We start from the raw sequence: 26,285 nt of genomic DNA, 5'->3' as shown, positions 1-26,285 counted from the left end.
CATGTGCCGCATCCACGGATCCTTCCACGCCCGCACCACCGCCCAGGAAATGCGCCACGTCGCGACCCTCCAGCACCACGGCGGGCCCGACGCCCAGTCCTTCGCCCAGGGCTCCGGCTGGGCCCTCGGCAACAACCGACTGTCGATCATGGACCCCGAGGGCGGCGCCCAGCCGTACCACCTCGGCGACATCACCGTCGTCTTCAACGGTGAGCTCTACAACCACGACCGGTTGCGCACCGAACTCATCCGGCAGGGTTTCCACTTCGAGGACCGCTGCGACGGCTCGATCCTGCCCGCGCTGTATCTGACGTACGGGGACCGCTTCGCCGAGCACCTCGACGGCATGTTCTCCGTCGCCGTCATGGACCTGCGCGGCGCCCCGCGCCTGGTGGTCGCCACCGACGCGTCCGGCATGAAGCCCCTCTACTACCACTGGGAGGAACGAAGCGGCCGGTTCCACTTCGCCTCGGAACTGCCCGCCCTGCTCGGATTCACCGACGTACGCCCCTACGAGGACGAGCTCGGACTGCACACCTACCTGGCGGCCAAGACACCCTTCGGCCAGCGCACCATGTTCCAGGGCATCGACGTACTGCCGCCGGCCGCCACCGCCGTCGTGACCGGCGAGGACGGCCTGCGCCTCACCACCCGGCGGATGGGATACGAGAGCGCGCCGCCGGTCCGCGAGGAGCGCAGCCTCTCGCAGGCAGGTGGTGAACTGCGCGAGCTGCTGGCCCGCGAGGTGTCCCGGCTGCTCGTCGCCGACGCTCCCGTCGCCGCGATCACCTCCGGCGGCCTCGACTCCAGCCTCGTCACGGCGCTCGCCGCCCGCGCCCTGCACGACCGCGGCGCGTCCGGTGCTCTGCACACCTTCAACATCGCCTACACCGGTAACTGGCCCGGCGACGAACGCGCCTTCGCCGCCGAGGTGTCCCGGCACACCGGAACCGTCCACCACCAGGTGGAGGTCGACCCGGCCACCTTCCCCGACCTCATGGGCGACGTCGTACGGCACCTCGGCCAGCCCAACGCCGACCCGATCACCCTCAGCACCTTCTCGCTCTTCCGGGCGGTCCGCGACGCCGGGTTCAAGGTCGCCCTCACGGGCGACGCCGCCGACGAACTCTTCGGCGGATACGCCCGCATGACGCAGGCGCTCGCCGCTCCCGAGGGATCGGACTGGGCCGGCGCCTACCTCGACCACCTGGCCGCCGTGCCGCAGTCCCTGCGTGAGCACCTCTACACCGGGGACTACGCCGCCCGCATCCACGCCCTCGGTTCGTCCGCCATGCTGCCGCCCGGCCTCACCGGGACGCTCGCGCACGGGGCGGGCAGCCGTCTCCAGCGGATCTGCCGCATCGAGCAGCGCTACCGGCTGCCGGCCTACCACCTGCGCCGGGTCGATCACCTGTCGATGGCCAGCTCGGTGGAGGCCAGGCTGCCGTTCTGCCAGCCCAGCATCGTGCGGTACGCGGCGACTCTGCCCGACCACCACCGCACCATCCCCGGCACGGGCGTCAAGCGCGCGCTGTACCGGGCCGCGGACGGCCTGCTCCCGCACAGCGTCCTGAACCGCCCCAAGCAGCCGTTCACGCTGCCGATCACGGCGATGCTGGCCCCCGGCCAGCGGCTGTGGGCGATGGCCCGCGACGTACTGTCCCCGCAGGCGCTGCGTGCCGACGGACGGCTGCGGTACGAGGCCGTGGACGCCCTGTTCGCGGAGCAGACGGCGCGCCCGTCCGACCAGGTTTCGCTGGCCCTGTGGGCGCTGATGTCGCACCAGATGTGGCGCACCGAGTTCTTCGGGTCGTCCGCCAGGTCCGCGGTGCGCGCTCCTGAGCCGGTGGGGGCACTCCGATGACCGTCTCACTCGCCCGGGCGCACGGCGCGCCCTGCCCGACCGTCGTCCTCGACGGCCGCGCCTTCCCCGAGTCCGAGCCCGAACTCCTGCGCGCGCTGGCGGACTTGCGGAGCGACCTGTCCGGACAAGGTGCGGGCGACGTCCTGAAGAACGCCATCGTCCGGCCGTCCAGGCACCCCCTCTTCGACCTCGACTACCGGTTCGTGCAGTCCCTTCCGCAGAGCCACGACAGCTTCGACCTGCGTGGCTCCTGCGGGCACTCGATCCTGGCCGCGGTCGAGGCCGCCGCCCGCACCGGCATGATCCAGCCGTTGGTGCCGGGCTGCCGCGTCCGGGTCAACGTCCTGAACAACGGGGACAACGTCGTCTGCGAGACCGAGGAGACGTCCGACGGCGGCACCCGGTTCACCGCCCACTTCCTGTGCTCACCCCCGCTGGAGCTGCCCGAGCTCCTCATGACGGGCGACCCGGTGACCCACGTCCCCTTCGAGGGCCGGGTGGTGCCCGTATCGCTGGTGTCGATGGGCAACCCGTACGCCTTCGTCGACGCCTCCGATCTCGGGGTGACGGGCCCCGAGGCGCTCTTCGCGGACGATCCGCGGCTGTTCACCGCCATGACCCGGCTGCGGGTCGCGGTCTGCGAGTCGCAGGGCTGGGACACCTTCGGGGCCTTCCCGAAGATCGCCGCCCTGCTGCCGCAGGAGGGCGGCGGACTCTTCGTACGGGCCGTGTCCGTGCCGTCCTGGCACCCCACGGTCGCGCTGACCGGCGCGATCTGCCTGGGCGCCGCCGCCGGGATCGCGGGCTCGGTGCCCTGGTCCCTGGCCGGGCGTGCCGCACAGGACCCCGACGCGCTGCTGCCGGTGCGCACCCCCGGCGGGTCCGTACGCGTCGCGGCCCGCTCGGCCCACGGCACCGACGGGGTGCGCCGACTCGCCTGGGTGTCGGTCGCCGAGAAGCAGGTCGAGTACCGGGGGCTGCTGCCGCGCCCCCGGACCCCGGCCCCGCGCATCGCCTCCGCCGCCGGCGCCCGGCCGTCCCTGCTCGCCACGTCCGACCACACATCCGAGGAGACCCCGTGGGTTCCGCAGACAGCCTGACCGCCGTGCGCGGGAGCACACTCTCGCCGGCACCGCCCGACCCGTACGCCCTCGATCCGCACATGACGACCGGCTCCCGCCGCGCCGGCCGCGCCGCGCCCCTCGCCCCCGCCCCCCTCCTCCCTTCGCCCGAGGTCCTGAGCCGTCTGGCAGCCTGCGCCGAGGCGGCCGACCGCAGCGGGGAACCGGACCGGGAGGCCGTAGCCGTACTGCGCGAGAGCAGGCTGCTCGCTCTCGTCGTCCCCAAGTCCCACGGTGGTGCGGGAGCCGACGCGGTGGCGCTCAACTCCTGTGTGGAGCAGGTCGCCTCGGTGAACGCCTCCGCCGCGATCATGCTCTTCCAGCACTGCGCCGTCACCAGCCGGATCGTCGAGAACGGCACTCCGGCCCAGCACTGCGAGGTGCTGACCAAGCTGGCCGGCGGCCAGTGGCTGGCGGCGTCCGCCTGGTCGGAGAGCGGGGCGGGGGCCGACAAGAAGAACCTCTCGACCCTGGCGCACCGCACCCCCGACGGGGGCTGGCTGCTCGACGGCGCGAAGTCCTTCACCACGAGTGCCGGCCTGGCGGACGTCTATCTCGTCCTGGCGCAGTCGCAGCAGGAGCCGCCCGCATCGGCCTCCTCGTCGCGGGACACCGGGTACGGCGCCGCCGGGCAGACCTTCTTCCTGATCCCCGGCGAGCACCCGGGCCTGCTGCCCGACACCTCGCTCCGGCTGACAGGGATGCGCGGCTCCGCCACGGGTTTCGTGTCGGTGCGTGAGTGCCGCGTCCCCGACACCGCACGGCTCGGCGCACCGGGCGTCGCCGCCTCGATCATCGCCCGGGTCCGGAACAGCGGAGCCACGCTCGGCGCGGTCGCCGTGGGGATCGCGCAGGCGGCGCTCGACGCCGCGCACGAGCACGCCGCGCGCCGCGGGCTCTACGCCCACCAGGCGGTGCGCCACCGTCTGGTGGACCTGGCCACCCAGGTCGAGACCGCCCGCGCGGTGGTGGAGCGCGCCGGCCGCCGCACCTCCGCCGACCCGGGACTGACCACCCTGCACTCCAAGCTGGCCGCCTCCGCGACGGCCGAGCGGGTCGTGGCGGACGTGGCCCAGTTCCTCGGCTCGGCGGGATACGTCGAGACGCACCCGATCAACCGGTTCGGGCGCGACGCCCGTGCCGTAGCCCTGATGGGACCGACCAACGACCTCTGCAAGGAACTGGTGAGTCTGCCGTGGAACCGATGAACACCGCCCCCTCGTCCCGAATATCCCCGATCCCCCGCCACGCGCACGGCGACGAGGCCGACCTGGTGGTGGAAGGGGGCCGCCTCGTCACCCCCGAGGGCGTCCGCGACGGTGCCGTCGTCATCCGCGACGGCCGTGTCGACGCCCTCGTGGCCCCCGGTGACCCGCTGCCCTCCGGGCCGCGCCTGGATGCCCGTGGCCGGTACGTCCTGCCGGGCCTGATCGACTCGCACGTGCACTTCCGCACCCCCGGCCTGGAGCACAAGGAGACCTGGGAGAACGGCAGCCGGGCCGCCCTGGCGGGCGGAGTCACCACGGTCATGGACATGCCCAACACCCGTCCGCCCTCCCTCGACGCGCCCTCCGTGCGGGCCAAGGCGGCCCTGATCGCGGGCCGCTCGTACGTGGACCACCGCTTCCACCTGGGGGCCGACCCCGATCACCCGGAGGTCCTCGCGGACCTGGACCCGGCGGTGGCCACCTCGGCCAAGGCGTTCATGGCCGGGCATCACACCGCACCCGTGGTCTTCCGCGAGGCTCACCAGCTGGAGGCGGCCTTCGCCGCCGCCGCGCGCGGCAACGTGCGTCTCGTACTGCACGCCGAGGACCAGCACGTATTCGACCTGCTGGACTCCCGGAGCGGCGATCCCGGGTCGTACGACGCCTACGAGCCGCACCGCCCGCGCTCCGGGGCGATCGTCGCGGTCGCCAAGGTCGTCCATCTGGCCCGGACCCACGGCACCAAGGTGCACGTCCTGCACGTGTCGTCGGCGGAGGAGACCGACCTGCTGGCCGCGGCGGCGGCCGAGGGACTGCCGATCACCTTCGAGGTCACCGGCCACCACCTGTCGTTCACCGACCACGACACCGCCCGGCGCGGACCGCGCACCCGGCTGTCCCCGGCGATCCGCGCCCCACGCGACCAGGAACGGCTCTGGCGGGCCGTGCTCAGCGGCGAGGCGACCACCATCGGCAGCGACCACGCCCCGCACACCGTCGAGGAGAAGAACCGCCCGCCGGCCGAGGCACCGCCAGGTCTGCCCGGCGTCCAGGAACTCGCCGTCTCCGTGTGGACGGGCCTCCTCTCGCGCGGGATCGAGGCCGACACGGCCGCCGCCCACCTCGCGCGTCTGATGGGCAAGGGGCCCGCGGAACTGTTCGGGCTCGCGGGCAAGGGCCGGCTGACCGTCGGCGCCGACGCCGACATCGCGCTCCTCGACCCGGCCGCGCGCTGGCAGATGTCGGCCCGGCACGTGCATTCCCTGTGCGGCTGGTCGGCGTACGAGGGCTGGATGTTCACCGGCCGCTTCACGACCGTGGTGACGGGCGGCCGGGTGGCCTGGGACCTGGCCCGCGGAACGGTGGGCGAACCCCGCGGCCGCTGGCTGCAGGGACCGGCCCGGCCTCGCCCGGATGCCGCACTGCCGACGGCGGACCGTGAGCTGGAAGGGGCATCCCGATGAGTGCCACGAGCCTGCTCACCGAGTCCGCGCCGCCGAGTACGGCCACGGCGCCCGTCCACCGCTCCGAGACACCGGGCGCGTTCATGGCCCGCGACATCCCTGCCGACGAGTTCCGTGCCGCCATGGCCTCCCTCGCCGCCCCCGTCACCGTCGTGACGTGCTACGACGACACGGGAAGCCCACGGGGCCTCACAGCGAGCGCGGTGTCCTCGCTCTCACTGACCCCCCCGCTGCTGCTCGTCTGCCTGGACCGGGGCTCGCGCACCCACGACGTGCTGACCGGCGCGGCGGCCTTCACCATCCACCTGCTCGGCCCGGAGAACGAGGCCCTCGCGAAAAAGTTCGCGGGCCCCACCGAACAGCGCTTCGAACACGTCTCGCTGGCCGGCGGACCGACCTCCCGCCACGCACCCCAACTCGCTGACGCGGCCTTGCGATTGACCTGCGCACGGCACGACGTGATCGAGGCGGGCGACCACACGATCCTGGTGGGCCGGGTGGCCGCCGCCGACTGCCTGGGCCGCCCGGCGGGCGGTCTGGTCTGGCACCACAGGGGTTTCGCGCACGCGAGGCCGGTGGAGGCGCGCTGACCGGGCGACGGGGGTCGGCGGCACGTCCGGGGGGACACCGCGAGGCGTGGTCACGGACGTGTACGGAGCGCAGAATCGGCGGCGGCTCGACCGGGAACCTCCGGTCGAGCCGCCGCCGCGTGGCGCCGGGCGACGAGCCCGTGCCGGCGAGGCCGGGGCGCGCCGCGTAGAAGCCTGGCACCCTGGCGGGAGTATGGCGGCGATCAGCAGTCCGGTCGTCCTGGCCCGAACCGAACGAGATCGGGGCACGGCGAGAACTGCAACCGCGCCTCCCACGCGCCCACTTGAGATCGCTCACGGCATTGACGCCTGGTGCCGGCACCCATATGGTTCCGACGGCATTACGAACGACGTTCGAAATATCAGACATCTCGTCACCCCGATCGTGCGCGCACCGCCCTTTCACGACCACGGCCCGCCAGGACACCCCCACACACTCCCCCGCTTGCCGAAACCCGGGCCCCTCACCTACCACCCCACAGATCAGCGCCCAGGGCGGCGGCGCCGGCACGAGCGAACGGACCGCCGTCGGGCGCCGGCCAAAAGGCGCCCCCGCCACAGAAAGGGCCGCACGATGTCCTCCTCCGTCAGCAGACGGCACCTCCTCCAGGCCGCCGGTGCCACCGCAGTCGCCTCCGCCGCCGGGCCCCTCGTCGGCGCCCGGGCGGCCGCCGCTCCCGCCCTGGCCCATACCGGCGCGTCCGCCTCCCCCTTCGAGCTCGGTCAGGTCCGTCTGACCGCGAGCCGGTGGCTGGACAACCAGAACCGCACCCGCGCCTACCTCCGGTTCGTCGACACGGACAGGCTGCTGTACAACTTCCGTTCCAATCACGGGCTCTCCACCCGCGGAGCGGCTGCCACCGGCGGCTGGGAGGCGCCCGCGTTCCCCTTCCGGAGCCATGTGCAGGGCCATTTCCTCACCGCCTGGGCGCAGTTGTACGCCGCGACCGGGGACACCACCTGCCGGGACAAGGCGGCCCGCATGGTCGCCGGACTGGCCGAGTGCCAGGCCAACAACAGCGCCGCCGGGTTCACCGAGGGCTACCTCTCGGGCTACCCCGAGTCCGACTTCACCCAGCTCGAGCAGCGGACCCTGAGCAACGGCAACGTGCCCTACTACACCATCCACAAGACCCTCACCGGCCTGCTGGACGTGTGGCGGTACCTCGGCAGCACCCAGGCTCGGGACGTGCTGCTCGCCCTGGCCGGCTGGGTCGACCGGCGCACGGGGCGGCTCAGCGGTCAGCAGATGCGAGCATGCTGGGAACGGAGTTCGGCGGCATGAACACCGTGCTGACCGACCTCTACCTGCGGACGGACGACACACGGTGGCTCACCGTGGCCCAGCGCTTCGACCACGCCGCGGTGTTCGACCCACTGGCCGCCGGCCGGGACCGGCTCGACGGACTGCACGCCAACACCCAGGTACCCAAGTGGATCGGGGCGGCCCGGGAGTACAAGGCGACGGGAATGACGCGCTACCGCGACATCGCCGCCAACGCCTGGGACATCTGCGTCGGCACGCACACCTACGCGATCGGCGGGAACAGCCAGGCAGAACACTTCCGCGCCCCCGACGCCATCGCCTCCCACCTGAAGCAGGACACGTGTGAGAGCTGCAACACCTTCAACATGCTCACCCTCACCCGTGAACTCTTCACGCTCGGCCCGGACCGGGCAGCGCTGTTCGACTTCTACGAGCAGGCGTGGCTCAACCAGATGATCGGCCAGCAGAACCCGGCCGACAGTCATGGCCACGTCACCTACTTCACCCCGCTCAACCCGGGCGGCCGTCGCGGTGTGGGCCCCGCTTGGGGCGGCGGCACCTGGAGCACCGACTACGACTCCTTCTGGTGCTGCCAGGGAACGGGCCTGGAGATGCACACCAGGCTCATGGACTCCGTCTACTTCCACGACGGCAGCACACTGATCGTCAACCTGTTCGTGCCCTCGGTGCTCAACTGGTCGCAGCGCGGAATCACCGTCACCCAGACCACCTCGTTCCCGGTCGGCGACACCACGACCCTGCGGCTCACCGGCAACGCCGCCGGCACCTGGGCCATGCGCGTCCGCATCCCGGGCTGGACCACCGGGGCCACCGTCAGCGTCAACGGCGTCGCGCAGGACGTCACCACCACACCCGGCAGCTACGCGACCCTGACCCGCACCTGGGCGCAGGGTGACACGGTCACCCTGCGCCTGCCCATGCACATCGTCCTGCGACCGGCCAACGACGATCCTGACGTCGCCGCTGTCACGTACGGGCCGACGGTCCTGTCCGGCGACTACGGTGACAGTTCGCTCGACTCCTTGCCCGCGCTGAACACGGCCTCGATCACCCGGACCGGTGGCGATTCGCTCGCCTTCACCGCCACCGCCGACGGCTCCCCGGTCGAGCTGGGTCCGTTTTACGACGCGCACGGCCACAACTACACCGTCTACTGGAAGACCGGAGGTACCGCCTCGGTGCGCCTCGTGAATGCGGCCAGTGGACTTGTGCTGGGGGTCCAGGACATGTCCACGGCCGACGGGGGACGGGCCCTGCAGTGGCATGACTCCGGCACCCCCGACCACGACTGGGAAGTGATCGAGGACGGAGACGCGGTCCGCTTCCGCAACGCCCACAGCGGCAAGGTGCTCGGTGTCCAAAACATGTCCACGGCGGACAACGCGGCCGTCCTGCAGTGGTCGGACAACGGCACCGCCGACCACAGATGGACACTGCTCGACCAAGGTGACGGCACCTGCAGGATCCGCAACGTGCACAGCGGCAAGCTGCTCGGCATCGCGGGCCACTCCACCGCTGTCGGCGCGTTCGCCGTACAGGACTCGGACAACGGGACTGCCGACAACCGCTGGCGCATCCTGGGGAACTAGGGGATCTTCGCGCGTGCCGCTCGCAGGCCGGAGCCGCCTGAAGGGGCCCCGGCCGGCGAGCGGCATCAGCAAACGGTGAGCCAGGGCTCCCCGGCTCGGCTCCCGGGGACGACGGCGGGCACCGCACCGGTCAGGCGGAGGAGTCCGGTCGCGGCGAAGCGGAGTGCAGACCGTTGACGGCCTCGTCCGCGGTGGGGAGTACGGGGATCAGCGCACCGACCCCCGTGACGTCCAGCAGCCTCGTGAGGTGGGGTTGCGGGGCGGCCAGCGACAGGGACCCGTACCGGTCCTTCGCGAACCGCAGGAGGCTGATCATCGCGTTGAGCCCGGAGGAGTCGCAGAACTCCACGGACGCCAGGTCGAGGACCAGGTGCGGGCTGCCCTGCCTGATCAGCTCCAGAGCCCTGGTCCGCAGGGCAGGAGCGCTGTCCACATCGATCTCGCCGGCGGCGGCGAGGACTGCGATCGAATCCGCCGGATGCCGGACGGTGAGAACGAGGGTCGAGCTGTGCGTCATGGTTTCAGTGCTCCAGGCCGGGGAGCGGTCGCCGTCGCGTCGGGAGCGGCGGTGACCGCTGGAAGATCACGCATCGGATATCGACCTGCGGAACCGTACCGCATGACAACTGTTGTCATGCGGAACCTATGGGTGGGCCGGTGGCGACCTCGGAAGCCCGTTGTGCGCGGGGGTACGATATCCGGGGCCACGCGCGTGTCCCGGAACCTTTGTCCTGGCTTTCCATACGAGCGCATCAGACGCCCGGCTCGCTTGCTCGGTCCGGTGGCCAGACGGACGAGTGAGGCGATGCCGGATCGGAGTGTCATCACCATGGGCCTGAACCCCGAACCCGACCACCGGTCCCGGGATGCGGCCCGTGAGGGTTCCGAGTTCGTCGAACTCCTCGAAGTCCTCTGGGAGCACGGACGTGAGGCCGTTCCGACAGGCCCGGTCTCCCCTTCCCAGCTGCGCGTGCTGTACACGCTGGACAGGGAGGACGGCATCAACCTGCGGATGCTCGCCGACGCCCTCGGTTCGGCCTCCCCCTCGGTCAGCAGGCTGTGCGACCGACTGCAGGCCACGGGGTTCGTCGAGCGCACCCCCAGCCCGGTGAGCCGCCGGGAACTGGAGCTCCGGCTGACCAGCCACGGCAAGGCGTACCTCGTCGACCTGCGTATGCGCAGGGAGAAGGTGCTGATGTCCACGATCGACGCGATGCCGGCCAAGGCACGGCGTTCGCTCCTCGAAGGGCTCAGGGCCTTCCGCAACGCGGCCTCGGCCGGGGGGCAGGACAGCAGCGGGGCGAGACCCTTGCGGTCGACCGCATGACGACCGGTCGACCGCAAGTCGTTCCAGTTCACGCGGATGTGTCACCGGTGGAGGACTGCCGGCCGAACCAGTCCAGGCAGACCACCAGGGCGTCGTCGTCCAGTGGCGTGGCACCTCGGTAGTCCCGCAGGTCCCGGAGGACCGCTTGCGGCACCTGCTCGGACGGCAGGAAGCGGTGCGCGGACAGCGACAGCGCGAGGGCGCGCTGCCCGTAGCGCTCCCCGGCCGCCGACGCGCTGTCGTAGACACCGTCGCTCCCGATCAGAAGCCGGTCGCCGGGTTCCACGCGGAGGCGCTCCGCGACGTACTCCGTCTCCTCGAACATGCCCAGCGGGAGCTGCGCGTCGAATTCGAGCGGTTCGACGCTGCGCCCCCTCAGCCGCCACATCCGGGGGGACCCCGCGTCCACCGCCTCCACCTCGCCCGTGGCCAGGTCGAAGCGCAGCAGCAGGACCGAAGCGTGCAGCGCGCCACGGTGCTGGGCGTAGACGGCCTGATCGGCGAGGCTGGCCTGGCCGGGGAGGTCGAGGCCGGCACGCCGGGCGTTGCGCAGGGCGTTGACGACGAGATTGGTCAGCAGGGCCGCCTCCATCCCCTTCCCCATGCCGTTGGTGACGGTGAGGGTGAGGTGATGGGCCGACACCGACCAGTCGAAGTTGTCGCCGAAGATCGCGTAAGCGGGCTCCAGGTGGGCGCCCAACGAGAATTCGGGGCGGGACACGGAGCGGCCCGGCAGCAACTGCCACTGCATCTCCGCGGCCAGGGTGAGCCGTGTGGCGCGGCGCGCGAGGAGGTAGAGATCGGTGTCCCGTCCGGCGACCAGGATCTCGTGGCCGAGCGCTTCGCAGATCTGCTGCATCCCTGCCAGGGCCGCCGGCGAGCAGCTGCTCTCCGGCGCCGTGACGGAGAGAACACCGAGCCGGTCGCCGCGGACGGTCACCGGCAGGTGCACGGTGGCCGGGCCCGGCGTCGCCCGGTGCTCCACATACGGCTCCTGGGCCCCGAAGGCCCGGCCCTGCGGGCTGTTGTGCACGGGCACCGGCTCGGCGAGCGGCGCCTCGGAGACCACTTGGAGCGTGGTCATGCCGTAGTCGGCGAGCCGCAGCTCCACGTTCTGCACGTCGTACTGCTTCCGCAGAGCCGCCGTGACGACATCGAGGAGCAGATGAGGTGCGGCTCTGCGCAGCTCCCGCTCGACGGCAGCGAATCTGTCCACGTGATCCTGTTTCTCGTCGTGCCGCGCCGAAAACCGGGACCGTCCGTGGGCCCCGGCCGTCGGCCTCCAGCGTACGGAGCCTGTAACCAGATCCTGCGGCAATCCCGCAAGGGCGCGCCGGTTTCCGGTACCGCTCATCCTACGATGTCCGGAGACAACTGTTTCCGCACAGCAAGAAATATCGCGTCCGCACGCATGGGCCTCCCGAGCCGGGGCAGGGGCTGGCACAGGAAGCGCGCTCGGCACGAGGGAGGGTGGAACGAAATGATGACTGAAGAGACCCCCGGAACCATGCGGACTGACGGTGCGCCGGTTTCGGAGACCGCAACGGAGCGCATGGGCGAGCTGCCGTGGATCGAAGACACGGGCAAGGTGAGCCCGAAGGACGCCCGTGCGCTGTCGACGCTGTTCTTCGAGCAGCTGCAGGTCCTGGAGGAGGGCACGCACGAGTACCAGTACGCGCGCAACACCCTCATCGAGATGAACATCTCCCTCGTCCGGTTCGCGGCACGCCGCTTCCGCAACCGGGGCAGCGGTGACATGGAGGACATCACCCAGGTCGGGACCATCGGCCTCATCAAGGCCATCGACCGGTTCGAGCTCTCCCGTGAGGTCGAGTTCGCCACCTTCGCCGTCCCCTACATCGTGGGCGAGATCAAGCGCTTCTTCCGTGACACGACCTGGGCCGTCCACGTCCCCCGTCGGCTGCAGGAACTCCGCGTGGAACTCGCCAGGGCGAAGGACGAGCTCGCCACCCGCCTCGACCGCGACCCCACGGTGAAGGAACTGGCCGACCACCTGAACCTCACCGAGGACGAGGTCATCGAGGGTGTCATCGCGTCGAACGGCTACACCGCCGGCTCCCTGGACCTTCCGACCGACGCCGGCGAGACGACGGGCACGGCTTCGCGCACCTTCGCCGACATCCTGGGCGAGCCGGATTCGGCCATGGAGACGGTGGAGAACCTGCACGCACTGGCCCCTCTTCTCGAGGAACTCGACGACCGCGAGCGCCGCATCATCGAGATGCGCTTCGGCCAGGAGATGACGCAGTCCCAGATCGGCGCCGAACTCGACGTCTCCCAGATGCACGTCTCCCGTCTCCTCACGCGCACCCTCGGCAAGCTCCGCGCCGGCATGCTGGCCTGATTCCGTACGCGTCCGTCGAGATGCGGCCGGCGGCCCGCCCGCCGGCCGCATCTCAGCGCCCGTATCCGCACGGACCGGGCATTTCCGCGTCCATGGGGTGGCGGCCCCGGCGTTCCTCCGACGGGCACAGGACAGGCGCCCGCCCCCAGGGGGCACCGCCGGTTCCTAAGGTGCATGCATGCAGAGGAATACTTCGCCGAGCAGCATGACCCTCGTTCAGCTGCGGGCCTTCGTCGAGGCCGAGCGGCTCGGGTCGTTCACCGCCGCCGCGCATGCCATGGACATCGCCCAGGCGTCCGCCTCCGAACTCGTCCGCCGCCTGGAGGCGGAACTGGACGCGGAGCTGTTCGTCCGTGGCAGCCGCACCCTCGCCCTGACCTCGGCCGGGCAGGAGCTGCTCCCGTACGCACAGGAGGCTGTGGCGGCGGCGGACGGCGGCGCCAGGGCCGTGCACTCACTCGGTTCGCTGGGCGGCGGCACCGCCACGTTCGGGGTGCTGCGCAACGCCGACTACTACCTGCTCGCCAACCTCGTGCAGATGTTCCACGCCCGGTACCCGGCCGTCCGTGTACGGCTCGTGGGGCAGAACTCCGCCGAGACCGCACTGGCCGTCGCGGCGGGGCGCATCGAGGCCGGTCTGGTCGTTCTCCCCATCGACGACGAGGGTCTCGCGGTCACCCCGCTCATGCGCGACGAGGTGCACTACGTGAGCGCGAGCGCCGAGCGCACCCGTACCCCTGTCACCATCGAGGCCTTCTCCCGGGCGCCTCTCGTGCTGTACGACGCCCACTACGGATGGAAGGACCCGACCCGGCGGCAGATCGCCGAGCGCGCCCAGCTCGCCGGAGTCCGCGTCGACCCCCTGATCGAGCTCGAACGCGTGGAGGCGGCACTGGAGCTGGTGGCGGCAGGAGCGGGCGACACGATCGCCAGCCGGGCCGTGATCGCCAGCCCGTCATTCCCCGCAGGACTGCACACCACCCCCTTCGCCGAACCTCTGTACGACACCATCGCGCTGGTCAGGCGTCACGGCCATCCTCTCTCGCGCGCCACCCGGGAACTCGCCCGTCTCGCCGAGGACACCATCCGCGAGCTCGGTCACGGCCTGATGACCTGACGCGCCGGGCAGGTGCGGAGCGGGGTCCGACCTCCCACAGGGAAACCCTGTGGGAGGCACAGGAACTACCCCTCTAGCCCTGTGTCGGCGTCGCGTCTACCGTCCGGGGTATGCAGATCACGCACGACGAACAGAAGACCCTCGCCCCCTTCCAGTGGCTGAAGAAGCCGGCGGTCGACGGCCCTCCCGCCCAGCGCGACCCCAAGGTGGTCGAGCGCGTCTCCCAGATGCTCAAGGAGATCGAGAGCAAGGGCCTGGACGCGGTCCGCGCCTACGGGCAGGAGCTCGACGGCTGGTCCGGCGAACTGGAGATCGGGGCCGCCGAGCTGAAGAAGTCGGGGGACGCACTCCCCGCCGACGTCCGCACCGCACTGGAAATGGGCTACGACCGCACCCACCGCTTCGCCTCCGCCCAGCGCGAGCACCTGACCGACTTCGAGATCGAACTCGCCCCCGGGGTGACCGGCGGGCAGCGCTACGTTCCGGTTTCCAGGGTCGGCGCCTACCTTCCGGCGGGCCGATTCCCGCTGCTGGCCAGCGCGTTCATGACCGTGGGCGTGGCCAAGACGGCAGGTGTGCCCACCGTGGTGGCCTGCACTCCCCCCTCGGGTGAGCACGGCGCGCACCCGGCCGTGCTCTACGGCGCCTACCTTTCCCGGGCCGACCGCGTCTTCGCCGTCGGTGGCGTACAGGCCCTCGGCGCGATGGCCTTCGGTCTGCTGGGCGAGGCCCCGGTCGACATGCTGGTCGGTGCCGGCAACGCCTTCGTCACCGAGGCGAAGCGACAGCTTTTCGGCCAGGTCGGTATCGACCTGCTGGCCGGCCCGTCCGAGGTGGCCGTCATCGCCGACGACTCCGCCGACCCGGTCTGGGTGGCCGCGGATCTGCTCGGCCAGGCCGAGCACGGCCCCAGCTCCCCTGCCGCTCTCATCACCACCTCCGAGAGGACGGGGCGCGCGGTCGCCGCCGAGATCGAGCGTCAGCTGGAGACCCTCGCCACCCGGGACATCGCCGGACCCGCCTGGCGGGACTTCGGGTCAGTCATCGTCGTACGCGACCGGGACGAGGCCGTCGCGGTGGCGGACATCCTGGGGCCCGAGCACCTGGAGGTCCAGACCGAGGACGACGACCACTACCTGCAGAACCTCACCAACTACGGTTCGCTCTTCCTCGGCCCCTGGTCCACCGTCGCCTACTCCGACAAGGGCATCGCCGGGCCGAACCACGTGCTGCCGACAGGCAAGACCGCGCGGTACAACGCGGGGCTGTCGGTCTCCCGCTTCCTCAAGCCCCTGACCTACCAGAGGGTGGCCGAGGAGGGCACGGCCGCGCTGGCGCCGGCCGTCGAGCGGATCTCGGCCTTCGAGGGCCTGGCCGCCCACGGTGCGACCGCCACGATCCGCATCGACCGGATCGGCCGTACGTCCGGCGCGTTCGACGCCATCCCCGAGGCGCTGCGCGAACAGCTCTGATTCCGCCCGCCCCCGCCTCCGCGCCGGCCTCGGCCCGTACGGAGGCGGGGGGCCGGACGCCCCGGGACACCTTGACCGGCCGCGGCCCGCGTCCCGGGCCCCGACAGCATCGCCCGCCCGAGACGGGTGAGTACCGTCCTGCAGCAGGAGCACCTGCGCTCCCACTCCCGCGAGGATTCTCCCCATGCACCATTCCCCGCCCGCTCCCGCCCCGTCGGACGGGACAGGCCCCGCGCTCACCCAAGGGCTCAAGGGACGCCAGATCACGATGATCTCCATCGGAGGTGTGATCGGGGCAGGCCTCTTCGTCGGCTCCTCCACCGCCGTGGCGGCCGCCGGCCCAGCCGTCCTGATTTCCTTCCTGCTGGCCGCCACCCTGGTGGTGCTCGTCATGCAGATGCTCGGGGAGATGGCCGTCGCCCACCCCGACACGGGCTCCTTCTCCACCTACGCGGACCGGGCCCTGGGCCGCTGGGCCGGCTTCTCCATCGGGTGGCTGTACTGGTGGTTCTACATCCTGGTCATTCCCATCGAGGCGATCGCCGCGGGCGAGGTCATCGCTGGGCTCACCTCGGTCCCCAGCTGGATACCGGCCCTCGCCATGATCGTCCTGCTGGCCGGCAGCAACCTCCTCGCCGTCCGCAACTACGGTGAGTTCGAGTACTGGTTCGCGCTGCTGAAGGTCATCGCGATCGTCGCCTTCCTCGTTCTCGGCGGGCTCGCCGTCTTCGGTCTCCTGCCCGGTTCGGACGCCCACGGGGTGTCGAACCTGTGGAGCAACGGAGGGTTCGCACCCAACGGCGGCGTCGCCGTGCTGGCAGGTCTGCTCACGGCCATGTTCAGTTTCCAGGGCAGCGAGATCGTCACGATCGCCGCCGCCGAGTCCGAGGAGCCGAAGAAGAACATCAAGAAGGCCGTCCGGGCCGTCGTGTGGCGCCTCGGGCTGTTCTACGTCGGCTCCATCTTCATCGTGGTCAGCCTGGTCCCCTGGAACTCAGACGGGCTGGCGGCCGGCTCCTACCAGGCCGTCCTCGACCGTATGAACATCCCGGGCGCCGGACGGATCATGGACGTGGTCCTCGTCGTGGCCGTCAGCAGCTGCCTCAACTCGGCCATCTACACCGCTTCCCGGATGGCGTTCTCCCTCGCCCGCAGGAAGGACGCGCCGGCCGCCCTCGCCGCCACCTCCGCGGCAGGGGTACCCCGCAACGCGGTGATCGCCTCGACGGTCATCGGCGTCGTAGCGGTGATCGCCAACTATCTGCTGCCGAGCGTCTTCACGTACCTCATCGCCTCCAGCGGGGCCATCGCCCTGATGATGTACATGGTCATCGCGATCACCCAGTACGCCACCCGGCGCAAGGAGCCGCAGCCGGGTGAGGTGCGCATGTGGGCCTTCCCCTACCTCACTCTCGCCACGATCGCCTTCATCGCCGGGGTGCTCGTCCTCATGGCGGTGCTGCCCGGCCACCGTCTCGAGCTGTGGCTGTCCCTCGCCCTGGCCGCGGTCCTCGTCGGAGTCGGCATCCTCCGGCAACGACGGCACGGCGACCGGCCCGGCCCCGCCGGGGCCGAAGCCGCCCCGGCAGGACGGCCCCCTCGTACGGACTCTTCACCACGGTGACGGTGAGCGGTCAGTGGAGGCGGGCATGGGTGGCACGGGGTACGAACTCGGTCGGCAGGACGAGGCGTTCGCCTGCGGGATCGGCATCACCGTCGATCCGCCGCACCAGCAGGCGGGCGGCCTGACGCGACAGCTCCCGAAGGTCGTGGCGGACCGTGGTCAGCCGGAACACCTCCCAGGCGGCCATGGGGAGGTCGTCGAAGCCGATCACCGTCAGGTCGTCGGGGACCCGGAGCCCAGCGGCGAGAGCCGCGTTGAGGACGCCGATGGCGACCACGTCGTTGCCGCAGAACACCGCTGTGGGCGCCTCGGCCGCTTCGAGGAGGGCGGGCAGCGCCCGGTATCCCGTGTCGTACTCGAAGGCGCCGCGTACCACGCGGTCCGCCGGAAGTCCTATGCCCGCGTCGGCCAGGGCCAGCCGGAAGCCCAGTTCCCGTTCGCGCCCGGTCGTCGTGTTGGCGGCACCGAAGATGCCCGCGATCCGCCGGTGCCCGAGCCCGACGAGTACGTCGGCGACCAGGCGTCCGCCCCCCTCGTTGTCGACCACGGAGGCGTAGTCGCCGCTGCCGCCGGTGTCGCGGTTGAGGAAGACGTAGGGCATGCCACGGCGGTCGAGCTGGGCCGGCAGACGGGAGTCGGTGGTGGCTGTCGCGAGCACGACGCCGTCCAGGGACTGGTCCAGGAGCTTCTCCTCGGCCACCGCCTCGTCGGAGCGCTCGGTGAGGAGCATCATGCGGTAGCCCAGGCGTTGCAGCTCGTCGTGCAGAGGCGCGACGACGTGGGGGTAGAACGGGTTCGTGAGGTCCGTCACGATCACTCCGATCCGCCGGGTGGACCGGGTGGACAGCGTGCGGCCCGCCTCACTGGGCACGTAGTTCAGCGCCTGCGCGGCCCGCCTGACCTTCTCGCGTGTCGCCACCGACACCCGCGGGTCGTCCCGCAGCGCCCGGGAGACCGTGGGCTGGGAGACACCTGCCAGTCTCGCCACGTCGTGACTCGTGATCGCCATCGGCCCGCTCCTCGTCGCCCGGTGCGCCACCCCTGACGCCGCAACAGTCAGTATACGTATGCCGATCCGTCGCCGGGGCCGGTAACGCCCGGCGCGCACCGGGTCGAGCGGGTCCGCGCCCCAGCCGGCGCGGCGCACTCCGCCCGGAGCACCGGACACCACTCGCATCGCCGCGAAGCCCCGTGTGACGCCAGGCCGGGAACCCCTCGCACCATACGCCTGAAGCCGGACCCGCACGACCCCTTGACATCGCCCGACAGAGGGCCTGTCATAGAAATGCATACGTATTCCAAACGAGGGAGCTGTCATGCCCGATGCCGTCGTGTCCACCGCCGAGCTGGGTCGCCGCACGATCCGCCGCAGCGACTTCGTCTCCTGCAACCAGGCCTTCATCGACTGCCGTACGCCGGGCTCCGACCGCAAGGAGAACTACGCCATGATCGGGCCCGGCGTCTCGCAGGCCGCCGGCCAGCACGTCAACCTGAGGCTGCCGCACGGCTACAACATCGGTGCAGCCGCCATGCCTCACGGCATCACCAACAACCTCCACCTGCACTACACGGCCGAGGTGTTCGTCTGCACGGAGGGCGAGTACCTGCTGCGGTGGGGCGCCGACGGTTCCGAGGGTGAACTGGTGCTCAGGGCGGGGGACATCGCCTCCGTCCCCACCTGGATCTTCCGCGGCTTCACCAACACCGGCCCCGACGACGGCTGGATGTTCACCGTGCTCGGCATGGACCACACCGGAGGCATCATCTGGGGCCCCTCGGTCCTGCGCGAGGCGGAGGGCCACGGCCTGTACCTCACCGCCGACAACGAACTCATCGACACGGTGGCCGGCGACGGGGTTCCGGCCGGGACCGAGCTGACCGAACCGATGGCGCAGGAGCACATCGACCGGCTGCGTCACTACGGCGCCGACGAGATGAAGCGCCGTGTCGCGGCTGCCGACGAACTGGTGTGGTCCGAGCGGCCCTTCCTCGACAGCACCCTGCCCGGCGGAGGCGCGCGGCTGAGCTGCGTCATCGGCTACGGCATGACCGAGGACCTGCACCAGGAGCCGCGGATCTTCAATCCGCACGGGCACAACGTCGCCTGGCTGCGGGCGGATCCGGGCCAGGGGGTCTCCTGCCACCGGCAGCACGAGACGCAGACGCTGATCGTCAAGAACGGCCTGTGGGAGGTCACGCTCAACCGCACCGACCCCGTCTCGGTGCGCCTGGGACCGCGAGACATGCTCTCCGTGCCGCAGGACGCATGGCGCACCCTGCGCAACGTCGGCGACGAACAGGGCGATCTCATGGTCGTCAACTCGGGCGACGGCCGGGTCCGCCTGGACTGGGACGAGGAGGTCGCCAGGAGTGCCGCCGACGCGGGGCTCGGCATCGACCACAACGGCTACGTCGCGCCGTACGCACTGCTGCCCCGCTCCGCGCGCCGCTGGTGACCGCCGTGCCCACCGGTGGACCGTCGAGCGCGCCGCCTCTGGTGGTGGTCCCCGGAATGCTGTGCGACGCGAGTCTCTGGTCCGACGTCACGTTTCCCGAGGGTTATTGGGTCCACCACGTCGCGCTGACCAAGCCGGACATCGGCGCCATGGCCGAGGACCTCCTGTCCTCCGTGTCCGGCCCGTTCGTCGCGGTCGGCCTCAGCCTCGGGGCGATCGTCGCCTTCGAGGCGCTGCGCCGGGCCCCGGAGCGGTTCCGCGGCCTGTGCGTCATGTCGACGAACGCGGGCGCACCGCGCCCCGAGCAGTACGCCGCCTGGCGCGCGATGGACGGACTGATCGCCGACGGCCGGTTCGCGGATGTCGTCGAACAGACCCTTCCCGGAATGTTCCCCGGGCCGCGACCGCCGGGCGGGCCGGCGGAGCGTTACCGGCGCATGGCGTATGCCGTGGGCCCCGAGTCGGCCCGTGCCCAGCTCGCCGCGCAGGCGAGCCGACGGGAGGCGACCGGCGTCCTGCGCACCGTCCGGTGCCCGTCCGTGGTCCTGTCCGGGGAGCGGGACGCGCTGTGCCCGCCGGACTTCCACCGGGTGATCGCGGGGGCGGTGCCCGGCGCCCGCCTGGACGAGGTGCCCGGAGCGGGACACCTGCTCCCGTGGGACCGTCCGTCCGCCGTTTCCGCAGCGCTGCGGGACCTGCTCGCGCGGGTGCGGAAGACGCCACCGGCCCGGACGCCCGTGTGCGTGGCACCCCCCGCCGTCTGAGCCACTCGTCCGGGGCGCAGTCGATGCCCCACCTGGGCCCGGCCTCTCATGTCCGCGCCCCCGACCCTCATATCCGTATCCGACACCCACCCGCGAAAGAGAGCCGTCATGCCTCGTTCCCTCAAGTCCCCCGTACCCCCGGATCAGGTACACGCCGCCCGCGTGGACGTCGCCGAGCGCGTCGGCACCATCCTCGAGGACATCCGCGAACGGGGTGACGAAGCGGTCCGCCGGTACTCCGAGAAGTTCGACGGCTGGAGCCCCGAATCCTTCCGCCTGGGCCGGGGCGAGATCGAGAAGATCATCGCCGGGGTGCCCGGGACGGTGCTGGACGACATCCGCTTCGTCCAGCGGCAGGTGCGCACCTTCGCACAGGCGCAGCGCGACTCGCTGCTCGACGTCGAGATCGAGACCCTGCCGGGTGTCCACCTCGGGCACCGGCACGTCCCCGTGGCCGGCGCGGGCGCCTACGTCCCCGGGGGGCGTTACCCGCTGACCGCGTCGGCGCACATGACGATCGTCACCGCGAAGGTGGCCGGGGTGCCGAGGGTGGCCGCCTGCACCCCGCCGATCCGGGGCGAGATCCCGGCAGCGACGGTCGCGGCGATGCACCTGGCGGGTGCTGACGAGATCTACCTGCTCGGCGGGGTCCAGGCCGTGGCGGCGCTCGCCCTGGGCACCGAGACGGTCGGCCGGGTCCCGCTGATCGCGGGCCCCGGTAACGCCTATGTGGCCGAGGCCAAGCGCCAGTTGTTCGGAGAGGTCGGCATCGACCTGTTCGCGGGCCCCACGGAGATCCTGGTGATCGCCGACGAGACGGCCGACCCCTTCGTGGTGGCCGTCGACCTCCTCTCGCAGGCCGAGCACGGCCCGGACTCCCCCGCCGTCCTGGTCACCACGTCCGAGGAGTTGGGCCGGGAGGTCGAGCGTCACATCGAACGCCTGCTCCCCGGCATGCCCACGAAGGACTTCGCCGGTCCCGCCTGGCGCGATCACGGTGAGATCGTCGTGGCCGGCTCACTGGCCGAGGCCTTCGAGGTCGCGGACTCCTACGCCAGCGAGCACGTGGAGGTCCTGACCGAGAACCCGCGGCAGGCCCTTGACCGGATGACCGACTACGGCGCCCTCTTCCTCGGTGAAGGTACGTGTGTCTCGTACGGGGACAAGGTCATCGGTACCAATCACGTACTGCCCACCCGGGGCGCCGCGCGTTACACCGGCGGTCTGTGGGTGGGGAAGTACCTGAAGACGGTGACCTACCAGGAGGTCACGGACCTGTCCTCGTCGGCGCTCCTCGGCGAGGTGTGCGGGCGGGCGGCACGAGTGGAGCTGTTCGAGGGGCACGCCCGCTCCGGTGACGTGCGGGCCGCCAAGTACGGCAACGGCACGCTGCCGTGGAACGACGAGGCGGGAGCATGAGCGGCCCGGCCGACCGGATCGCCGGGCGCACCGCACTTGTCAGCGGAGGAGGAGGCGGACTCGGCGCCGCCATCGCGCGCTCCCTGCTGTCCGACGGAGCGCGGGTGGTGATCACCGGCCGCAACGAGCACGCCCTGAAGGAGGCGGCGTCCCGTCTGGGGCCGGGTGTGGTCCACCGGGTCTGCGACGTGTCCCGGCCGGGCGAGGTCGAGAGGCTCGCGGAGAGCCTCGCGGACGAGGAGATCTCGGTGCTCGTCAACAACGCCGGGATCGCAGGACCGGTGGCCCCCCTGACCGAGATCTCCGCCGAGGACTGGGACGAGGTCTTCGACGTGAACGTCCGTGGCGTGTTCCTGATGTGCCGGGCCTTCCTTCCCGCCATGACGGAACGGGGCGCGGGGGACGTCGTGAACATCGCCTCGGTCTCGGGGAAGCGGCCCCTGCTACGGCGCACGCCCTACTGCGCGTCGAAGATGGCGGTCATCGGTCTGACCGCCACTCTGGCGGGCGAGGTGGGCCCTCTGGGTGTCTCGGTGAACTCCCTGTCCCCCGGGCCCGTGTCGGGTCCCCGGATGGAGCGGAATTTCCGCCTGGAGGCGGAGCGCACCGGCAGCACCTACGCCGAGGCCGAGGCGGCGTTCGTGGCGCGGTCGGCCCTCGGCCGGATGGTCGACGAGGAGGAGGTCGGCGCCGCGGTGAGCGCGATGCTGCGGATGACGGGCCTGTGCGGGGCTGACATCGACCTCTCGGCGGGGATGGTGGCACGGTGACGGCGCCGCCGGAGCGCCGCTCCCTCAAGGCGCGCCTCGCGGCGGGCGAACGACTGTACGGTGCCCTGCTGCGGCTCCCCTCGGAGACCCTGGTGGAGATGGCCGGGGTCGCGGGCCTGGACTACGTGGTCATCGACTGCGAGCACGGACCGGCCGACACGGCCGTGCTCCAGCACCACCTGACGGCCGCGGCGGCTCAGGGCATCGACGTCCTGGTCCGTACGGGCACGGCGGAACCCGCACTCGCCCTGCGCTGCCTGGATCTGGGAGCCGCGGGCATCATCCATCCCCATGTCGACTCCGCGCAGGACGCCCGGCGCGCGGTGGCGTCGGTCCACTATCCGCCGCTGGGAACACGGGGGTTCGCGACGTACAGCCGGGCAGGCCGCTTCGGCACGGTCTCCGCGGCGGACCACGTCACCGCCTCGCGGGACACCTTGGTCGTGGCGATGATCGAGACGGAGCAGGCCTGTGCCGCCGCCGCGGAGATCGCCACCACCAGGGGCGTGGACGCGGTCCTGGTGGGCCCGGCCGATCTCGCGGCGGACTGCTCCTTCCCCGGCCAGGACGTGATCGACGATCTGGTCGCGGCGGCCCATCGGGCCACCCGAGCGGCGGGCCGGGCCGTCATGACGATCGTTCCGGGCGCCGAGGGAGCCAGGGCGGCCGAGCGGGCAGGGGCGCAACTGGTCCTCCACAACATGGCCTCCGTACTGATGGACACCTTCCGGTCCCTGGCGACGCCCGGACCCGCCCAGGGAGCCGGCGGGCAGTCATGAGGCGGCGACCGAGCCGAGTCCGTCGGGGCCCTTCGAGGGACCGGGCATGCCGCTCGGTCCCTGCGGACGCCACCGCGGCCGGTCTGCCCCGCATCTTCACCGAGTGCGTCTCTTTCACCTCTTGACGACCTCCGCCGGGCTCCTTAATGTTCGGCAGAAGTTCATACGTATGCATAACCACGTCAACGCGCGAACGGAGAAGCCATGTCCGCTGTAGCGCCCGCCGCCGCGGTCGGCACCCCAGGGGCCGACACGGAGAAGCGGAATGCGATACGCCGAGCCATCGGCGCGGGAAGCATCGGAAACTTCGTCGAACAGTTCGACTACGGCCTCTACGGCTACATGGCGCCGGTCCTGGCTCCCGCCTTCTTCCCGGACAGCGACCCGGCGGTGGCTGTGCTGAGCACGTACGCCATCATCGCCATCGCGTGCCTGTTCCGCCCTCTGGGCGGGACCCTCGTCGGCCGCTGGGGCGACCGGGTGGGCCGCAAGAAGACGCTGCTGTGGACCATCGTGCTCATGGGGGTGGCAACCGCCCTCATCGGTGTCCTGCCGACCTACCAGCAGATCGGCATCCTCGCACCCCTGCTCCTCCTGCTCCTGCGCGTCGTCCAGGGCATGGTGTCGGGCGGGGAGTACGTCGGGGCGGTGGCCTTCATCGTGGAGTGGGCGGAGCCGAACCGACGTGGCTACTACGCGTCGTACGCCTCCAACAGCTGCTTCCTCGGCATCCTCGCCGGGGCCGGCACAGCCGCACTCACCAGCTGGCTGTTCGAGGGCCCCTCACTGGACTCCTGGGGCTGGCGCATCCCGTTCCTGCTCGCGCTGCCTCTGAGCGCGGTCGGGATCTGGCTGCGCAGGCACATCGAGGAGTCACCCGAGTTCGTCCGGGCCACGGAGGGCGGCACCTCGGTCGTCAAGGCCCCGATCCGGGAAGCGCTGCGCACGCAGTGGCGGCCGATGCTCGTGTTCTGCGGTGTCTCCGTGATGCTCGCGATCCTGTCCTACAGCTGGGTCACGTTCTATCCCGAGTACCTGACCGGCACGCTGGGCCTGCCGCGCTGGATGGCCCTCACGTCCAACGCGATCTCCATCGCCGTCCTCATCCCGCTGCTTCCCCTGGCGGGCATCCTCTCGGACCGGATCGGGCGTAAACCGATGCTGATCGCCGGCGCCGTCGCATGCATCGTCCTGGTCCCGCTCGCCTTCCGGGTCGGGGAGGGCGGCACCTTCGGCACGGCGGTGGCGAGCCAGCTCATCTACATCGTCCCCGAGTTCTTCCTGACCGGCATCGTCACGGTCTGCACGGCCGAACTCTTCGCGACGCGCACCCGGTTCAGTGCGAGCGCCATCGCGTACAACAGCTCGTTCTCCATCTTCATGGGGATCACGCCGTTCGTCGCCGCACTGCTCGTCAGCAGCTTCGACACGATCTACGCCGTGTGGGTCTACCTCGCGGCAGCCGCGGTCATGGCTCTCGTCGTGGTGAGCGCCTTCATGACGGAGACGTACCGGAGCCACCTGGGAGCGGACAAGTTTCCCGGCTGACCAGCCCGCAGGCAGCAGCCCCGACCCCGGACCCACCCGGCGCGCACCTCGCACCCCTGCATACGCATACACAACACCCTGAGAAAGGTAAGAACCATGCCGCTGGACCCCGCCGCCTACCTCCCCTACAAGGACCCGGACGACTTCATCCGTGAGGTCACCGACCGCATCTGGGTGGGCCGCGACATCGCCTACATCGTCGACAACTACGAACCGGACTCGATCGTCCACACGAGCCTGGGCACCGTGGTGGGCCGTGACGGCGTGATCGAAGGCAGCACGATGCGCATGGGCAGCACGCCCGGTCACATCGGCCAGGCCGAGGACGTGGTGTGGGAAGCGCGCGGCGACGACGCGTTCCTCAGCTCGCACCTCGTCTTCTCCGCCGACGAACACCTCGTCGACGGCCGGAACATCCGCATCCGTAAGCGCACGGTCGCCAACTGCCTGTACCGCCGTGGCCGGATGGTCGAGGAGTGGGTGGTCCGCGACGAACTGGCGGACTGTCTGCAGCGCGGCGTGGACCCGGCCGAAGCGGCCCGCGCCCTGCGGTTCCAGGGCTACAGCGGGTCGATGACCGAGGACCCCCCGAAGGACGTGCTACTGGCCGGCGTCAGCGGACCTCGGCCTGACGAGTTCCGTCCGGAGTGCGAGATGGTCCTGGAGTTCATCGAGGAGGTGTGGACCCAGCGCCGACTGCAGAAGGTCAACGACTTCATGGTGCGAGACCTCTTCCTGCACACGGTCGGCGACCGGACCGTCATCCGCCCCGAGCGTTACCAGAGTGATCTGCTGGCCATGGTCGGGGCCTTCCCCGATGCCCGGTTCTCGGTGCGGGACGTACAGACCAACCACTCGCCGCGCTACGCCGGCCTGCGGGTGGCCGTCACCTGGACGATGCACGGCACCTATCGGGGAACGCCGGTGTTCGGCCGGCTCACCGATCAGCCGGTGACCGTCCTCGGCGTGTCCCAGTTCCTGATCCAGGAGGGCCGCATCGTCAGGGAGTTCCGTGTCTACGACGAGATCTCGCTGCGGGCCCAGATCAACAGCACCCGCGGGGACGGCCCGGCGGTGGCGGCCAACATCTACTGAGCATCACCCTCCCTCCGCCCACGGACGGCCGCAGCCACGGGAGGCGGAGGGGTCCCGGACCGCTCCGCCCCCGCCGACCGCGGAGGGCGCAGCCCCGCCCCAGGTGTCCGGCTCGCCCGGGGCGGGGTCGGATGCGCCCCTCCCTCACCCGCGCCGTTCGCGTCCCCTGGCGGGCGAGGGCGATCAGACCCGGCCGAGGTCACGATCCGCGGTCCCTGGGTGCGTGAGAACACACGCCAGGGAGAGGAGCGGCATGGGCGCTCATGCGCCAGCCACGCGCCGTCCTGTCAACTGCCTCCGTCACCTCCGTCACTTCCGGACCCTACGGGCGTGAAGTCGCGGGCTCCGATGAACTCGGGCCGGCGGATCGGGGCGGCGAAGGGTTCCTGCGCCGTGTTCTCCACGCTGTTGAAGACGATGAAGACG

At 71.1% G+C, this 26,285-nt stretch carries 20 protein-coding genes and 1 pseudogene; 18 read left to right on the top strand and 3 right to left on the bottom strand.

All coding sequences use genetic code 11. The annotated features are described in order from the left end of the window. Position 1: 1 nt before the first annotated feature. From asnB to OO67_RS31780, 6 genes and pseudogenes are all read left to right on the top strand, one after another. On the top strand, positions 2–1,864 hold the full coding sequence (gene asnB / locus OO67_RS31805) for an asparagine synthase (glutamine-hydrolyzing) (protein ID WP_033305267.1): 1,863 nt from the start codon (positions 2–4) through the stop codon (positions 1,862–1,864). Continuing rightward, positions 1,861–2,964, top strand: a complete 1,104-nt coding sequence (locus OO67_RS31800; protein ID WP_033305266.1) for a PrpF domain-containing protein — start codon at positions 1,861–1,863, stop codon at positions 2,962–2,964. The genes asnB and OO67_RS31800 overlap by 4 nt, the downstream gene beginning before the upstream one ends. Further along, positions 2,943–4,193 (top strand): acyl-CoA dehydrogenase family protein, encoded by a 1,251-nt coding sequence (locus tag OO67_RS31795; protein ID WP_033305265.1) that lies wholly within the window; start codon positions 2,943–2,945, stop codon positions 4,191–4,193. Before OO67_RS31800 ends, OO67_RS31795 begins: the two co-directional genes overlap by 22 nt. Next, entirely contained in the window at positions 4,190–5,656 is a 1,467-nt protein-coding gene (locus tag OO67_RS31790; protein WP_078598417.1) for a dihydroorotase, read from the top strand. Before OO67_RS31795 ends, OO67_RS31790 begins: the two co-directional genes overlap by 4 nt. Then, a complete protein-coding gene (locus OO67_RS31785; RefSeq protein ID WP_033305264.1) occupies positions 5,653–6,246 on the top strand; it encodes a flavin reductase family protein in 594 nt (197 codons plus the stop codon). The genes OO67_RS31790 and OO67_RS31785 overlap by 4 nt, the downstream gene beginning before the upstream one ends. 574 nt (positions 6,247–6,820) lie before the next feature. Next, positions 6,821–9,123, top strand: a pseudogene (locus tag OO67_RS31780) (beta-L-arabinofuranosidase domain-containing protein). A 130-nt stretch (positions 9,124–9,253) separates the two neighbouring features. On the opposite strand, the gene OO67_RS31775 reads toward OO67_RS31780, so the two are convergent. Beyond that, positions 9,254–9,640, bottom strand: a complete 387-nt coding sequence (locus OO67_RS31775; protein WP_033305263.1) for an STAS domain-containing protein — start codon at positions 9,638–9,640, stop codon at positions 9,254–9,256. Positions 9,641–9,952: 312 nt separating this feature from the next. Here OO67_RS31775 and OO67_RS31770 point away from each other — a divergent pair, with 312 nt between their 5' ends. Continuing rightward, positions 9,953–10,450, top strand: a complete 498-nt coding sequence (locus OO67_RS31770; protein ID WP_033305386.1) for a MarR family winged helix-turn-helix transcriptional regulator — start codon at positions 9,953–9,955, stop codon at positions 10,448–10,450. 28 nt (positions 10,451–10,478) lie between these two features. Here OO67_RS31770 and OO67_RS31765 read toward each other — a convergent pair whose 3' ends face one another. Further along, positions 10,479–11,666 carry a PP2C family protein-serine/threonine phosphatase gene (locus OO67_RS31765; RefSeq protein WP_033305262.1) on the bottom strand — a complete coding sequence of 396 codons (1,188 nt, stop codon included), beginning with the start codon at positions 11,664–11,666 and terminating at the stop codon, positions 10,479–10,481. Positions 11,667–11,957: 291 nt separating this feature from the next. On the opposite strand from OO67_RS31765, the gene OO67_RS31760 reads away from it, so the two are divergent. The 4 genes from OO67_RS31760 (at position 11,958) to OO67_RS31745 (ending at position 17,028) form a co-directional block, all read left to right on the top strand. Beyond that, the gene (locus OO67_RS31760) at positions 11,958–12,815 is read left to right on the top strand and encodes a SigB/SigF/SigG family RNA polymerase sigma factor (RefSeq protein ID WP_382057317.1); all 858 of its coding nucleotides are present in this window, start codon (positions 11,958–11,960) and stop codon (positions 12,813–12,815) included. A 205-nt stretch (positions 12,816–13,020) separates the two neighbouring features. Continuing rightward, positions 13,021–13,932, top strand: a complete 912-nt coding sequence (locus tag OO67_RS31755) for a LysR family transcriptional regulator (RefSeq protein WP_033305261.1) — start codon at positions 13,021–13,023, stop codon at positions 13,930–13,932. 110 nt (positions 13,933–14,042) lie between these two features. Then, on the top strand, positions 14,043–15,404 hold the full coding sequence (gene hisD, locus OO67_RS31750) for a histidinol dehydrogenase (protein ID WP_033305260.1): 1,362 nt from the start codon (positions 14,043–14,045) through the stop codon (positions 15,402–15,404). A gap of 184 nt (positions 15,405–15,588) precedes the next feature. Beyond that, complete coding sequence (locus OO67_RS31745) at positions 15,589–17,028, top strand: amino acid permease (protein WP_033305259.1); 1,440 nt, start codon at positions 15,589–15,591, stop codon at positions 17,026–17,028. A gap of 10 nt (positions 17,029–17,038) precedes the next feature. On the opposite strand, the gene OO67_RS31740 is transcribed toward OO67_RS31745, so the two are convergent. Then, entirely contained in the window at positions 17,039–18,037 is a 999-nt protein-coding gene (locus OO67_RS31740; RefSeq protein ID WP_033305258.1) for a LacI family DNA-binding transcriptional regulator, read from the bottom strand. Between the two features lie 307 nt (positions 18,038–18,344). On the opposite strand from OO67_RS31740, the gene OO67_RS31735 reads away from it, so the two are divergent. From OO67_RS31735 to OO67_RS31705, 7 genes are all read left to right on the top strand, one after another. Further along, on the top strand, positions 18,345–19,484 hold the full coding sequence (locus OO67_RS31735) for a cupin domain-containing protein (RefSeq protein ID WP_033305257.1): 1,140 nt from the start codon (positions 18,345–18,347) through the stop codon (positions 19,482–19,484). Positions 19,485–19,489: 5 nt separating this feature from the next. Continuing rightward, positions 19,490–20,248 carry an alpha/beta fold hydrolase gene (locus OO67_RS31730; RefSeq protein ID WP_208861109.1) on the top strand — a complete coding sequence of 253 codons (759 nt, stop codon included), beginning with the start codon at positions 19,490–19,492 and terminating at the stop codon, positions 20,246–20,248. Between the two features lie 108 nt (positions 20,249–20,356). After that, positions 20,357–21,667 (top strand): histidinol dehydrogenase, encoded by a 1,311-nt coding sequence (gene hisD, locus OO67_RS31725; RefSeq protein ID WP_033305256.1) that lies wholly within the window; start codon positions 20,357–20,359, stop codon positions 21,665–21,667. After that, positions 21,664–22,437, top strand: coding sequence for an SDR family NAD(P)-dependent oxidoreductase (locus tag OO67_RS31720; RefSeq protein ID WP_033305255.1), 774 nt, complete (start codon positions 21,664–21,666; stop codon positions 22,435–22,437). The genes hisD (OO67_RS31725) and OO67_RS31720 overlap by 4 nt, the downstream gene beginning before the upstream one ends. Continuing rightward, positions 22,434–23,216 (top strand): HpcH/HpaI aldolase family protein, encoded by a 783-nt coding sequence (locus OO67_RS31715; RefSeq protein ID WP_051710065.1) that lies wholly within the window; start codon positions 22,434–22,436, stop codon positions 23,214–23,216. Before OO67_RS31720 ends, OO67_RS31715 begins: the two co-directional genes overlap by 4 nt. A 204-nt stretch (positions 23,217–23,420) precedes the next feature. Then, on the top strand, positions 23,421–24,764 hold the full coding sequence (locus tag OO67_RS31710) for an MFS transporter (RefSeq protein ID WP_033305254.1): 1,344 nt from the start codon (positions 23,421–23,423) through the stop codon (positions 24,762–24,764). A gap of 96 nt (positions 24,765–24,860) precedes the next feature. Beyond that, positions 24,861–25,859: a nuclear transport factor 2 family protein gene (locus tag OO67_RS31705; RefSeq protein WP_033305253.1), complete on the top strand. Its 999-nt coding sequence runs from the start codon at positions 24,861–24,863 to the stop codon at positions 25,857–25,859. The last annotated feature ends 426 nt before the right edge of the window (positions 25,860–26,285 follow it).

The organism is Streptomyces atroolivaceus (assembly GCF_000717025.1).
In the GTDB taxonomy this organism is placed as follows: Bacteria; Actinomycetota; Actinomycetes; order Streptomycetales; family Streptomycetaceae; genus Streptomyces; species Streptomyces atroolivaceus.
The sequence above is the reverse complement of the archived record's forward strand: the minus strand, read 5'-3'. Positions and strand labels throughout refer to the sequence as shown.

Coding starts and splice junctions, on each gene's coding strand:
- hisD (WP_033305256.1), top strand. CDS start 20,357: ATGCCTCGTTCCCTCAAGTCCCCCGTACCCCCGGATCAGGTACACGCC.
- OO67_RS31735 (WP_033305257.1), top strand. CDS start 18,345: ATGCCCGATGCCGTCGTGTCCACCGCCGAGCTGGGTCGCCGCACGATC.
- OO67_RS31705 (WP_033305253.1), top strand. CDS start 24,861: ATGCCGCTGGACCCCGCCGCCTACCTCCCCTACAAGGACCCGGACGAC.
- OO67_RS31770 (WP_033305386.1), top strand. CDS start 9,953: ATGGGCCTGAACCCCGAACCCGACCACCGGTCCCGGGATGCGGCCCGT.
- OO67_RS31785 (WP_033305264.1), top strand. CDS start 5,653: ATGAGTGCCACGAGCCTGCTCACCGAGTCCGCGCCGCCGAGTACGGCC.
- OO67_RS31760 (WP_382057317.1), top strand. CDS start 11,958: ATGCGGACTGACGGTGCGCCGGTTTCGGAGACCGCAACGGAGCGCATG.
- OO67_RS31800 (WP_033305266.1), top strand. CDS start 1,861: ATGACCGTCTCACTCGCCCGGGCGCACGGCGCGCCCTGCCCGACCGTC.
- OO67_RS31775 (WP_033305263.1), bottom strand. CDS start 9,640: ATGACGCACAGCTCGACCCTCGTTCTCACCGTCCGGCATCCGGCGGAT.
- asnB (WP_033305267.1), top strand. CDS start 2: ATGTGCCGCATCCACGGATCCTTCCACGCCCGCACCACCGCCCAGGAA.
- hisD (WP_033305260.1), top strand. CDS start 14,043: ATGCAGATCACGCACGACGAACAGAAGACCCTCGCCCCCTTCCAGTGG.
- OO67_RS31710 (WP_033305254.1), top strand. CDS start 23,421: ATGTCCGCTGTAGCGCCCGCCGCCGCGGTCGGCACCCCAGGGGCCGAC.
- OO67_RS31745 (WP_033305259.1), top strand. CDS start 15,589: ATGCACCATTCCCCGCCCGCTCCCGCCCCGTCGGACGGGACAGGCCCC.
- OO67_RS31790 (WP_078598417.1), top strand. CDS start 4,190: ATGAACACCGCCCCCTCGTCCCGAATATCCCCGATCCCCCGCCACGCG.
- OO67_RS31720 (WP_033305255.1), top strand. CDS start 21,664: ATGAGCGGCCCGGCCGACCGGATCGCCGGGCGCACCGCACTTGTCAGC.
- OO67_RS31740 (WP_033305258.1), bottom strand. CDS start 18,037: ATGGCGATCACGAGTCACGACGTGGCGAGACTGGCAGGTGTCTCCCAG.
- OO67_RS31755 (WP_033305261.1), top strand. CDS start 13,021: ATGACCCTCGTTCAGCTGCGGGCCTTCGTCGAGGCCGAGCGGCTCGGG.